The organism is Nocardioides sp. Z13_37 (assembly GCF_058355585.1).
In genome coordinates, this window is the sequence record NZ_JBZGDV010000006.1 from 216,972 (window position 1) to 228,199 (window position 11,228).

An 11,228-nucleotide genomic window follows, 5' to 3' on the forward strand; every position below is an offset into this window, starting at 1 on the left:
GGGATGACCAACATTTTCGAGTACGCCCCCGCGCCCGAGTCGCGCGCGATCGTCGACATCAAGCCGTCCTACGGCCTGTTCGTCAACGGAGAGTTCGTCGACGGCCGCGGCACGTCGTTCAAGACGATCAACCCGGCCACCGAGGAGGTGCTCGCCGAGGTCGCCGAGGCCAGCGACGCCGACGTCGACGAGGCCGTCAAGGCCGCCCGCCGCGCCTACACCCGCGTCTGGTCGCGGATGTCCGGGGCCGAGCGCGCCAAGTACCTCTACCGGATCGCCCGGATCATCCAGGAGCGCGGCCGCGAGCTCGCCGTCCTGGAGTCGATCGACAACGGCAAGCCGATCAAGGAGTCGCGCGACGTCGACGTGCCGATCGTCGCCGCCCACTTCTTCTACTACGCCGGCTGGGCCGACAAGCTGGAGTACTCCGGCTACGGCTCGACGCCGCTCGGCGTCGCCGGCCAGGTCATCCCGTGGAACTTCCCGCTGCTGATGCTGGCGTGGAAGATCGCCCCGGCGCTGGCGTGCGGCAACACCGTCGTGCTCAAGCCCGCCGAGACCACGCCCCTGACCGCGCTGCTCTTCGCCGAGATCTGCCAGCAGGCCGACCTGCCGCCCGGCGTCGTCAACATCGTCACCGGCGCCGGCGACACCGGCCGCGCGATCGTGTCGCACCCCGACGTCGACAAGGTCGCCTTCACCGGGTCCACCGAGGTCGGCAAGGCCATCGCCCGGGCGGTGGCCGGCACGAACAAGAAGGTCACCCTCGAGCTCGGCGGCAAGGCCGCCAACATCGTCTTCGACGACGCCCCGCTCGACCAGGCCGTCGAGGGCATCGTCAACGGCATCTTCTTCAACCAGGGCCACGTCTGCTGCGCGGGCTCGCGCCTGCTGGTGCAGGAGTCCGTCGCCGACGAGGTGATGACCCGGCTCAAGCGCCGGATGGCGACGCTGCGCGTGGGCGACCCGCTCGACAAGAACACCGACGTCGGCGCGATCAACTCCGCCGAGCAGCTCGCCAAGATCCGCGAGCTGTCCGAGGTCGGCGAGTCCGAGGGTGCCGAGCGCTGGTCGGCGCCGTGCGAGCTGCCGGCCAACGGCTACTGGTACGCCCCGACCGTCTTCACCGGCGTCACCCAGGCGCACCGCATCGCGCGCGAGGAGATCTTCGGCCCGGTGCTGTCGGTGCTGACCTTCCGCACCCCCTCCGAGGCGGTCGAGAAGGCCAACAACACGCCGTTCGGCCTCTCGGCCGGCGTGTGGACCGACAAGGGCTCGCGGATCCTGTCGATCGCCAACCAGCTGCGAGCGGGCGTCGTGTGGGCCAACACGTTCAACAAGTTCGACCCCACCTCGCCGTTCGGTGGCTACAAGGAGTCCGGCTACGGCCGCGAGGGCGGCCGCCACGGCCTCGAGGCCTACCTGAAGGGAGAGGACCGCTGATGTCTCGCATCGACGTCCGCAAGACCTACAAGCTCTACATCGGCGGGCAGTTCCCCCGCTCGGAGTCGGGTCGCACCTTCGTCGTCGACGACGCCAAGGGCAAGCTCCTCGCCAACGCCGCACTGGCCTCGCGCAAGGACGCCCGCGACGCCGTCGTCGCCGCCCGCAAGGCCTTCGGTGGCTGGTCGGGTCGCACGGCCTACAACCGGGCCCAGGTCGTCTACCGCATCGCCGAGGTCCTCGAGGGCCGGCGCGAGCAGTTCGAGGCCGAGCTCCGCGCGGCCGAGGGGATCTCGCCGTCGAAGGCCCGCGCCTACGTCGACGCCGCCATCGACCGCCTGGTCTGGTACGCCGGCTGGGCCGACAAGATCACCCAGGTCGTCGGCAACGCCAACCCGGTCGCCGGCCCCTACTTCAACCTCTCGACCCCCGAGCCCAGCGGCGTCATCGCCGTGGTCGCGCCCCGCGGCCCCCTGCTCGGGCTGGTCAGCGTCGTCGCGCCGCTCATCGTCACCGGCAACACCGTCGTGGTGATCGCCAGCCAGGCCAACCCGCTCACCGCGATCACGCTCGGCGAGGTCATGGCCACCAGCGACCTGCCCGGCGGCGTGGTCAACGTGCTCACCGGCTCGCAGGCCGAGATCGCCCCGTGGCTGGCCTCGCACATGGACGTCAACGGCATCGACCTGACCGGCGTCGAGGACCCCGAGCTGGCCGTCGAGCTCGAGGTCGCGGCCGCCGACAACCTCAAGCGCGTGCGCCGTCCCGCGCCCGACACCGACTGGCTCGCCGCGCCCGGACTGGACCGGATCACGCAGTTCCTCGAGACCAAGACCGTCTGGCACCCGATCGGCGTCTGAGCGGCCAGCCGTCCGACCGTACGAGCTGGTGCGGCTGGTCCGGCGGCGCGGGGTCGCGGCCCTGCGCGAGCGCCTCGCGCCCTGATCAGCGGTTGAGCAGGGCCTGGGCGAGCACGCCGAGGATCTCGTTGGGGTCGGTGACGAGGTAGTTCTGTCCGCCGGTCGCCGCCGCGATCTCGTCGAGCTCCCCGGTGTCGGCGTCCTGCGAGATGCCGATGATGACCACCTTGACGGGCTTGGCGGGGTCGCGCAGCGACTTGAGCTGGTTGACCAGCGACTCGAGCGTCAGCGAGCTGGAGTCGTCCTTCGCGCCGTCGGTCATGATGACCACGGAGTTGAACCACGCCGGGTCCCACATCTCCTGGGCGTGCTTGTAGGCCGCGAGCGTGGTGTCCATGACACCGGTGCCGCCACGCACCCGGCCGGGCAGGCGGTCGGCCTCGGCGCGGACAACGTCGCCGTGCGTGCTGCCGTCGCCGGTCGGCTCGTCGAGGCGCTCGAGCGGGGCGTACTCCGCCCACGACGCACCGCCCTTCCCGCGGTTCTTCGAGAAGCCCCAGATGCCGATGCGGGCCTGCGCGGGGAACGCGTCGAGCGCGACCTGGGAGGCGGTCATGGCCAGCCGGATGCGCGTGGTGTCGCCGATGGCGGTCTTCATCGAGCCCGACAGGTCGACCACCGCGAGGATGCTTGAGGGCACGGACAGCACGCGCCACCCGCGCAGGACGCTGTCGGTGGTCTTCTGCGCCACCTTGCCCAGCACCTTGGCCTTGCCGATCCCGATGTCGTTGGGGAGCGGCGCGCCCTCGGGGCCGCGCAGCTCGGCGGCGGTGATCGCCTCCACCCCGGCGCTCGAGGCGAACCAGCGCCCCAGTGCGCGGCCCACGCGGGCGGACAGGTCGCCGCCGGAGCTGAGCATGTCCGTGCTGCCGCGCCTGACGTCGATGAGCGGGAACTGCAGCATCGGCACGCCGGTCCTGGGCGCCACCAGGGCGAGCTGGTCGTTGCTGCGGCGCGCGGCGAGGTAGTCGTGCTCCGTGGCGGGCACCAGCTGGGTGCTGGAGGCGGTGATCGTGGACAGGTCGGTCTCGTTGACGCTGCCGGCCACGGCACGCTCGCCGTAGGTCTGGGCGACGGGAACCGTCTTCTGGTCGATCGACGCCGGGGTCTCGCCGGTCTTCTTCATCTCGGCGTACGGCGCCAGCAGCGCGAGCGCGGACGCACCCTCCGCGCTCGGGTCGGCCATCGCGAGGCTGCCGCTGCCGAGCGCGGCGGCCCAGGAGGCCGGCGCCTCGGCCGCCGGCCCGCCGATGAGGCCGACGGGCGTCTGGGCCAGCACCGCGGCGATCGGCGTGCCCGCCCAGCCGGCGCTGGTGAGCTGGCCCTTCCAGGTCGGGCTGTCGGGGATCCAGATGTCGGGGAGCTCGGCGTTGGGGTCGCTCAGGAGGGAGACGACGTCCTTCACCGTGCCGGCGCTCACCTGGATGTCGATGCACGGCTCGTCGGCGTTGACGTCCTCGACGGCCTGGCGCACCAGGTCCTCCATCACCGGCGCGGTGGTGAGCGTGATCACCTCGGAGACGCAGTCGGCTCCCTCGGGTTCGTCTCCTGCACCACGCATCGTGAAGAATGCGACGGTCGCGACGACCAGCGCCAGCGCGAGTCCCCCCAGGACGAAGCGCTTGCTGCCGCGTCCGACCGGACCGCCGGGCGTGCCGGTGGTCTCAGGCGCGGTCGAGTCGACGTGACTCATGGACGTCCTCCCCACAGAGGTGTCGATCAGGGTCTGCGCGACACTAATCTGCGGCCTTCTCGCCGCGTGGGCGAACGACGAAATGAGACTGTAACAAATGAGCACAGCCCAGGTGGTCGTCCTGGCCGGTCCCAGCGGCGCCGGGAAGTCCCGGCTCGCGGAGCGTCTCGGGCTGCCGGTCCTGCGCCTGGACGACTTCTACAAGGACGGCGACGACCCGTCCCTCCCCCGCATCACCGCCGGGGCCAACGCCGGCCTCGTCGACTGGGACCACCCCGACTCCTGGCACGAGGCCGACGCGCTCGCCGCCCTGCGTGAGCTGTGCGCCACCGGCCGCACCGAGGTCCCGGTCTACGAGATCTCGCGCAGCGGCCGCTGCGGCACCCACACCGTCGACCTCGCCGGGGCCCCCCGGTTCGTCGCGGAGGGCATCTTCGCCCCCGACGTCGTCGCGGCGTGCCGGGACGAGGGCATCCTCGCGGCGGCCTACTGCATCACCCAGCACCCGCTCGTCACGTTCTGGCGCCGCCTGACCCGCGACCTGCGCGAGCACCGCAAGCCGCCGCTCGTCCTGGTGCGCCGTGGCATGGCGCTGATGCGCGACCAGAAGCGGGTGGTCGCCCACGCGGTGCGGCAGGGGTGCCGCCGCGCCACCGGCGACCAGGCCTACGCCGAGCTGACCGCCGCGGCTACCGAGCGTCGATGAGCGCGGCGTAGCCGGGCTTGACGACGCCCTCGATCAGCGCGAGGCGCTCGTCGAAGGGAAGGAACGCCGACTTCGTCGCGTTGATGGTGAACCAGCGCAGGTCCTCGAGGGTGTAGTCGAACGCCTCCACGAGCCCGAACATCTCCCGGGTCATCGACGTGCCGCTCATCAGGCGGTTGTCGGTGTTGACGGTCACCCGGAAGCGCAGGTCGGTCAGCAGCCCGATCGGGTGCTGGGCGAACGACTCCGCGGCCCCGGTCTGGATGTTGGAGCTGGGGCACATCTCGAGCGGGATCCGCTTGTCGCGCACGTAGGCCGCCAGCCGGCCGAGCTCGACCGACCCGTCGTCGTTCACGGTGATGTCGTCGATGATGCGCACCCCGTGGCCGAGCCGATCGGCGCCGCACCACTGGATCGCCTCCCAGATCGAGGGCAGCCCGAACGCCTCGCCGGCGTGGATGGTGAAGTGGGCGTTCTCGCGCTGGAGGTACTCGAAGGCGTCGAGGTGGCGGGTGGGCGGGAAGCCCGCCTCGGCCCCGGCGATGTCGAAGCCGGCCACGCCACGGTCACGCCAGGCGATCGCGAGCTCGGCGATCTCCATCGACCGCGCCTGGTGCCGCATGGCGGTGAGCAGTTGGCGTACGACGATCCTGCCGCCGCTGGCGGCCATGCCGGCGTCGAAGCCCTCCTGCACCGCGGCGACGACCTCGTCGAGCGTCAGGCCGCCGCTGACGTGCTGCTCGGGGGCGTAGCGCACCTCGGCGTAGACGACGCCGTCGGCCGCGAGGTCCTCGACGCACTCGCGGGCCACCCGCGCGATCGCCGGGCCGCTCTGCATGACCGCCACCGTGTGGTCGAAGGTCTCGAGGTAGCGCACGAGCGAGCCGGAGTCCGCCGACTCGGTGAACCACCGGCCCAGCGACTCCGCGTCGGGGGCCGGCAGCTCGTGGCCGGCCTCCGCGGCCAGCTCGACGATGGTCTGCGGTCGCAGCCCGCCGTCGAGGTGGTCGTGCAGCAGGACCTTGGGAGCGGCCTGGACCTGGTCGCGCGTGGGGGTGCTCATCGGCACATCCAATCAGGGCCCACTATGTTCGTCGGCATGCGCACCTTCACCACCCTCGACGAGGTCGCGGCCGCCGCCCGCTCCGAGCTCGGCACCAGCGAGTGGCTCACCGTCGACCAGTCCCGCATCGACGCCTTCGCCGACGCGACGCTCGACCACCAGTGGATCCACGTCGACGTCGACGCCGCGGCCCAGGGGCCCTTCGGCACGACCATCGCCCACGGGTTCCTCACCCTCAGCCTGCTGCCGCACTTCGCCTCGCAGGTCTTCCGGCTCGACACGCCCGGCGCCCGCCTCAACTACGGCCTCGAGAAGGTCCGCTTCCCGGCCCCGGTGCCCGTGGGCAGCCGGCTGCGCTCGCACGTGCGCTTCGGCGAGGTGCGCGACGTGGCGGCCGGCCGGCAGCTGGTCATCGAGCACACGGTCGAGATCGAGGGCCACGACAAGCCGGCCTGCGTGGCCGCGCACGTCGTGCTCCTCCTCGGCTGAGCCGACCGGGACCCGCGGGCGCTCACCTGGACAGCACCGCCCGGGCGAACACCCCCAGCACGTCCTCGGGCTGGGCCGCCAGGTAGGCCTCGCCGCCGGTGACCCGTGCCATCCGCCGCAGGGCCGCGAGGTCGGCGTCGCCGCTGATCGCGATCCCGACCAGCCGCACCGGCCGCTGCGGGTCGCGCAGCTCGGCCAGGCGCCGCAGCAGCGTCGGGAGGTCGATCGAGCCGGGATCCTCGTTGCGCCCGTCGGTCATCAGCACCACGGCGTTGGCGTAGTGCGGGCGATAGCTGCGCAGCGCCTCGCGGTAGGCCGCCAGCGCGGTGTCGTAGAGCCCGGTCCCGCCGTCGGTGAGGCCGGGCAGCTCCGCGGTGCGCTCGCGCAGGGCGTAGCGCTGGGTGCGGCCGAACCGGAGGTCGTCGAGGCGGCGGATGGGCTCGAGCTCGCGCCAGTCGCGGCCGGGTCCGCCCTTGTCGATGGAGAAGACCCACAGCCCCACCCGGGCGTGGTCGGGCAGGAACCCGAGCCCGATCCGGGCGGCGTCGGCGAGCAGGTCCATCCGCGACCCCATCCCGGTGTCGAGGTCCATCGAGCCCGAGGCGTCCACCACGGCGAGCATCGCCGACGGGACGCTCCACAGGTTCCACGACTGGACCGCACGGGCGACGGCCGGCGCCGTGGGTGGGCGCAGCGCGCCGTCCCCGGCCCCGGGGGCACGGAGCCCCTCGTCGGCGATCAGTGCGCGGCCGGCCGCGCCCCGGAGGTGCTCGGCGAGGGCCTGCGCCAGCGCCCGCGCCCCCTGGGCGGCGTCGCGGCTGACGAGCAGCGGGAAGGTGAGGACCGGCGCGCCCACGGCCGGGGTCAGGTCGCGCAGGTCGCCGCGTCCGGCCGCGGTGCGCAGCTGCTGCTCAGTGGTGGCCACCAGGCGCGGTGAGCGACGTGCGAACATGCCCGGCCGCACGGCCTCGTCCTCGCCCCGCACGGCGCGCGCACCCTGGGCCTGCGCGAGCGGGACCACGAGCTGGCGGGCGTCGTCGCGGCTGCGGCCGACCGCGCGGGCCTCGGCCTCGGGGGCCGTCACCGCGAGGGCCCCCGCCGCCGACGAGCCGGGGTCGGGCACCGTGACGAGGCCCGACGCCGCGGCGTCGCCCCAGGACGGGAAGCGACGCGCGGCCGTCCCGCCGACGAGCACCACGCGGGTGCGCGCCAGGCTCTTCACGAGGAGCAGGGGCCGGGCCCCGGTCCCGAGGTAGGCCCGGGTGGTGAGGAAGTGCGCCTCCGGGATCCAGACGTCGGGCAGCGAGCCCTCCATCGAGGCACCGCGGGCCACGTCGGCGCCCGAGCGCATCGCCGGGTCCACCTGCACGCAGTCGGGGGTCACCTCGGCGAGGGCGGCCACCACCGCGCCGTACATCTCGGGCGCCACCGCGAGGTCGACGCCGCGGAACCGCTCGCACCCCGTCGAGTCGGAGGTCGCGTCCGGCCCGGACAGCGCCAGCCAGGTGGCGCCGGCACCGACGACGAGTCCGGTCACCAGCACCACGACCGCCAGCACGGCGGTCGATCGCGACGTGGCGCGGACCCCACCGCGCTCATGGCTCGTCTGCATCGGGGCCCCCAAGATCCCTAGGTGAGGGAAACGTAGGCGGGGGTCCCCGGCAGCCGTTGGGCTACTGGTCGGTCATCGTCAGTTGTGGGGACCGATCAGCCGATCCGCTCCAGCACGATCTCCCGGGTCGCCGACCCGGCGTCGTCGCCGATGTCGAAGCCGCCCTCGAGCGAGGCGAGCGCGCGCTCGAAGCGCTGCGGCTCGTCGGTGAGCAGCGTCAGCAGCGGCTCGCCCTGGGTGACCCGGTCGCCCGGTCGCGCGTGCCACACCACGCCGGCGCCGGCCTGCACCGGGTCCTCCTTGCGGGCACGGCCCGCGCCGAGGCGCCAGGCGGCCATGCCGACCGCCATCGCGTCGAGGCGGGTGAGGGTGCCGCTCGCCGGAGCGGTCACCACGTGCGACTCCTTCGCCTGCGGCAGGTCGGCGTCCGGGTCGCCGCCCTGCGCGCGGATCATCGCCTTCCACACGTCCATGGCCGAGCCGTCGGCCAGCTTGTCGGCCGGGTCGACGTCGTCGCGACCGGCGCCGGCGAGCATCTCGCGGGCCAGGGCGACGGTGAGCTCCACCACGTCGGCGGGACCGCCGCCGGCCAGCACGTCGACCGACTCCTGCACCTCGATCGCGTTGCCGGCGGTGAGGCCGAGCGGGGTCGCCATGTCGGTCAGCAGGGCGACCGTGTGCACGCCCGCGTCGGTGCCGAGCGCGACCATCGTCTCGGCGAGCTCCCGGGCGGTGTCGAGGTCCTTCATGAACGCGCCGCTGCCGACCTTGACGTCGAGCACCAGGGCGCCGGTGCCCTCGGCGATCTTCTTGCTCATGATCGAGCTGGCGATCAGCGGGATCGCCTCCACGGTGCCGGTCACGTCACGCAGGGCGTAGAGCTTCTTGTCCGCCGGGGCGAGGCCGTCGCCGGCCGCGCAGATCACGGCACCGACGTCCTCGAGGATGGCGAACATCTCCTCGTTGCTCAGCGCCGCGCGCCATCCCGGGATCGACTCGAGCTTGTCGAGGGTGCCGCCGGTGTGGCCCAGCCCGCGGCCCGAGAGCTGCGGGACGGCGACGCCGCAGGCGGCGACCAGGGGCGCGAGCGGGAGGGTGATCTTGTCGCCCACGCCACCCGTGGAGTGCTTGTCGGCGGTCGGGCGCGACAGCGTGGAGAAGTCCATCCGCTCCCCCGACGCGATCATCGCGCCGGTCCAGCGCGAGATCTCCCGGCGGTTCATCCCGTTGAGCAGGATCGCCATGGCGAGCGCCGACATCTGCTCGTCGGCGACGTCGCCGCGGGTGTAGGCGTCGATCACCCAGTCGATCTGGCTGTCGGAGAGCTCGTGCTTGTCGCGCTTGGCGAGGATCACCTCGACGGCGTCATGGGCGGTCATGGGGTTCCTTCCGGGACGGCGCCGGCCGCCAGGTCGTCGGGTCCGAAGGCGTCGGGGAGCACCTCCGACATGGGCTTGATGCCCGAGATGGTCCAGACCAGCAGGCCGCGGCCGCCGTGCTCGAACAGCAGCTGGCGGCACCGACCGCACGGCATGATGACCTCGCCGGCGCCGTTGACGCACACGAAGTGCGTCAGCCGTCCGCCGCCGGTGGCGTGCAGGTGCGAGACCAGACCGCACTCGGCGCACAGCCCCACGCCGTACGAGGCGTTCTCCACGTTGCAGCCGACGACGACGCGGCCGTCGTCGACCAGCGCGGCAGCCCCCACCGAGTAGTGGGAGTAGGGGGCGTAGGCCCGCTCCACCACGTCGAGGGCGGCCGCCTTGAGCTCGTCCCAGTCGACCTGCCCGGGTGCGCCGCGGGTGCCGTCGCTCGTCACGTCGCCTGCCTCGTCGTCCACATCGTCATGCAATCTGTCCTCCACCTGTCCTGCACGTCGCCACTATGGCGCATAGGACGAAGCGAGGGTCTTTGGCAGGTTCCGCCGAAAGACTTGTCGTGAGTTCTATGTCTCAAACGGGTCTCGAAGGCTCCGAACCGCGTGATTTGTCGCCGGGCGGGAGGCATCATGCTCCCCGAAAGCGACCCCGCCTCGGGGTCACGAACTTGGAGGCATCTGTGAACAAGTCGAGGAAGGTCGTCTCGAGCGGCCTCGTGGCCCTGCTGGCGGCCGCGACCCTGGCGGCGTGCGGCGACGCGCCCGAGGAGGAGACCAACGGTAGTGGAAGCGGCAGCGAGGCCGCTGCCAGCGACTTCACGCCGTGCATCGTCTCCGACGCGGGCGGATTCGACGACAAGTCGTTCAACCAGCTCGGCTACGAGGGCGCCAAGCAGGCCGCCGACGAGCTCGGTGTCGAGCTCATCGACGTCGAGTCCAACAGCGAGAACGACTACGGCCCCAACCTGGAGAGCCTGGTCGGCGAGGGCTGCGACGCCATCGTGACCGTCGGCTTCGCCCTGGCCGCCGCGACCAAGGAGTCGGCCAAGGCCAACCCCGACGTCGAGTACGTCCTGATCGACGACTCCGCCGACGGCGGCGACGACGGTGCCACCTTCGACGGCAAGGCCGACCAGCCCAACATCAAGCCGCTGCTCTACAACACCGCCGAGGCCGCCTTCCTGGCCGGCTACGCGGCTGCCGACTACACCAAGACCGGCAAGGTCGGCACCTTCGGCGGCATGCCCTTCCCGACCGTCACCATCTTCATGGACGGCTTCAAGCAGGGCGCCGAGTACTACGCCAAGGAGAAGGGCAAGGACGTCGAGGTCGTCGGCTGGGACGGCAAGAACGGCTCCTTCACCGGTGGCTTCGAGGCCAACGAGGCCGCGACCAGCACGGCCAAGCAGATCCTCGACCAGGACGTCGACGTGATCCTCCCCGTCGGTGGCCCGATCTACCAGGGCGCGATCACCGCGATCGAGGACTCCGGCAAGGACGTCGCCATGGTGGGCGTCGACGCCGACCTGTTCGAGACCGACCCCAACACCCAGGACTACGTCATGACGTCGATCCTGAAGGACATGAAGGTCTCGACCTACGAGGCGATCATGGCCGCGGGCAACGACGAGTTCGACTTCGAGCCCTACGTCGGCACCCTCGAGAACGGCGGCATCGGCATCGCGCCGTTCCACAACTTCGAGGACAAGGTCAGCGGCGAGCTCGCCGCTGAGCTCGACGAGGTGAAGGCCGGCATCATCGACGGCTCCATCAAGGTCGAGTCCTACCTGGGCTGATCCACCAGCACGCTCCACCACGGGGGAGGCCGACGGGTTCGTCGGCCTCCCTCGTGCCGTGTCGGCCACCTGCCAGACCGCGGCCATGACCTTTGGCACATCTCGTGGCAGTGCCGCGTGCGCGCCGG

The 11,228-nt window shown here is 72.0% G+C and carries 10 protein-coding genes; 5 read left to right on the plus strand and 5 right to left on the minus strand.

Going from position 1 to position 11,228, the window contains the following annotated elements; genetic code table 11:
- The first annotated feature begins 3 nt into the window (after positions 1 to 3).
- Both AC4H2S_RS15480 and AC4H2S_RS15485 read left to right on the plus strand, forming a co-directional pair.
- Entirely contained in the window at positions 4 to 1,443 is a 1,440-nt protein-coding gene (locus AC4H2S_RS15480) for an aldehyde dehydrogenase family protein (protein WP_491497866.1), read from the plus strand.
- Positions 1,443 to 2,303, plus strand: coding sequence for an aldehyde dehydrogenase family protein (locus AC4H2S_RS15485; RefSeq protein ID WP_491497867.1), 861 nt, complete (start codon positions 1,443 to 1,445; stop codon positions 2,301 to 2,303). Before AC4H2S_RS15480 ends, AC4H2S_RS15485 begins: the two co-directional genes overlap by 1 nt.
- Before the next feature lie 85 nt (positions 2,304 to 2,388).
- Here AC4H2S_RS15485 and AC4H2S_RS15490 read toward each other — a convergent pair whose 3' ends face one another.
- The gene (locus AC4H2S_RS15490; protein ID WP_491497868.1) at positions 2,389 to 4,056 is read right to left on the minus strand and encodes a substrate-binding domain-containing protein; all 1,668 of its coding nucleotides are present in this window, start codon (positions 4,054 to 4,056) and stop codon (positions 2,389 to 2,391) included.
- Between the two features lie 97 nt (positions 4,057 to 4,153).
- On the opposite strand from AC4H2S_RS15490, the gene AC4H2S_RS15495 reads away from it, so the two are divergent.
- Entirely contained in the window at positions 4,154 to 4,762 is a 609-nt protein-coding gene (locus tag AC4H2S_RS15495) for an ATP-binding protein (RefSeq protein ID WP_491497869.1), read from the plus strand.
- Here the strand turns inward: AC4H2S_RS15495 and AC4H2S_RS15500 are convergent.
- Positions 4,746 to 5,825, minus strand: coding sequence for an adenosine deaminase (locus AC4H2S_RS15500; RefSeq protein WP_491497870.1), 1,080 nt, complete (start codon positions 5,823 to 5,825; stop codon positions 4,746 to 4,748). The two genes, AC4H2S_RS15495 and AC4H2S_RS15500, sit on opposite strands and share 17 nt — an antisense overlap.
- Before the next feature lie 36 nt (positions 5,826 to 5,861).
- Between AC4H2S_RS15500 and AC4H2S_RS15505 the strand changes: the two genes are divergently transcribed.
- Positions 5,862 to 6,314 carry a MaoC family dehydratase gene (locus AC4H2S_RS15505; protein WP_491497871.1) on the plus strand — a complete coding sequence of 151 codons (453 nt, stop codon included), beginning with the start codon at positions 5,862 to 5,864 and terminating at the stop codon, positions 6,312 to 6,314.
- A 22-nt stretch (positions 6,315 to 6,336) separates the two neighbouring features.
- On the opposite strand, the gene AC4H2S_RS15510 is transcribed toward AC4H2S_RS15505, so the two are convergent.
- The 3 genes from AC4H2S_RS15510 to AC4H2S_RS15520 form a co-directional block, all read right to left on the minus strand.
- On the minus strand, positions 6,337 to 7,926 hold the full coding sequence (locus AC4H2S_RS15510) for a VWA domain-containing protein (RefSeq protein ID WP_491497872.1): 1,590 nt from the start codon (positions 7,924 to 7,926) through the stop codon (positions 6,337 to 6,339).
- 95 nt (positions 7,927 to 8,021) lie between these two features.
- Positions 8,022 to 9,305, minus strand: coding sequence for a thymidine phosphorylase (locus AC4H2S_RS15515; RefSeq protein ID WP_491497873.1), 1,284 nt, complete (start codon positions 9,303 to 9,305; stop codon positions 8,022 to 8,024).
- Complete coding sequence (locus tag AC4H2S_RS15520) at positions 9,302 to 9,766, minus strand: cytidine deaminase (RefSeq protein ID WP_491497874.1); 465 nt, start codon at positions 9,764 to 9,766, stop codon at positions 9,302 to 9,304. The genes AC4H2S_RS15515 and AC4H2S_RS15520 overlap by 4 nt, the downstream gene beginning before the upstream one ends.
- 218 nt (positions 9,767 to 9,984) lie before the next feature.
- On the opposite strand from AC4H2S_RS15520, the gene AC4H2S_RS15525 reads away from it, so the two are divergent.
- The gene (locus tag AC4H2S_RS15525) at positions 9,985 to 11,100 is read left to right on the plus strand and encodes a BMP family lipoprotein (RefSeq protein ID WP_491497875.1); all 1,116 of its coding nucleotides are present in this window, start codon (positions 9,985 to 9,987) and stop codon (positions 11,098 to 11,100) included.
- The last annotated feature ends 128 nt before the right edge of the window (positions 11,101 to 11,228 follow it).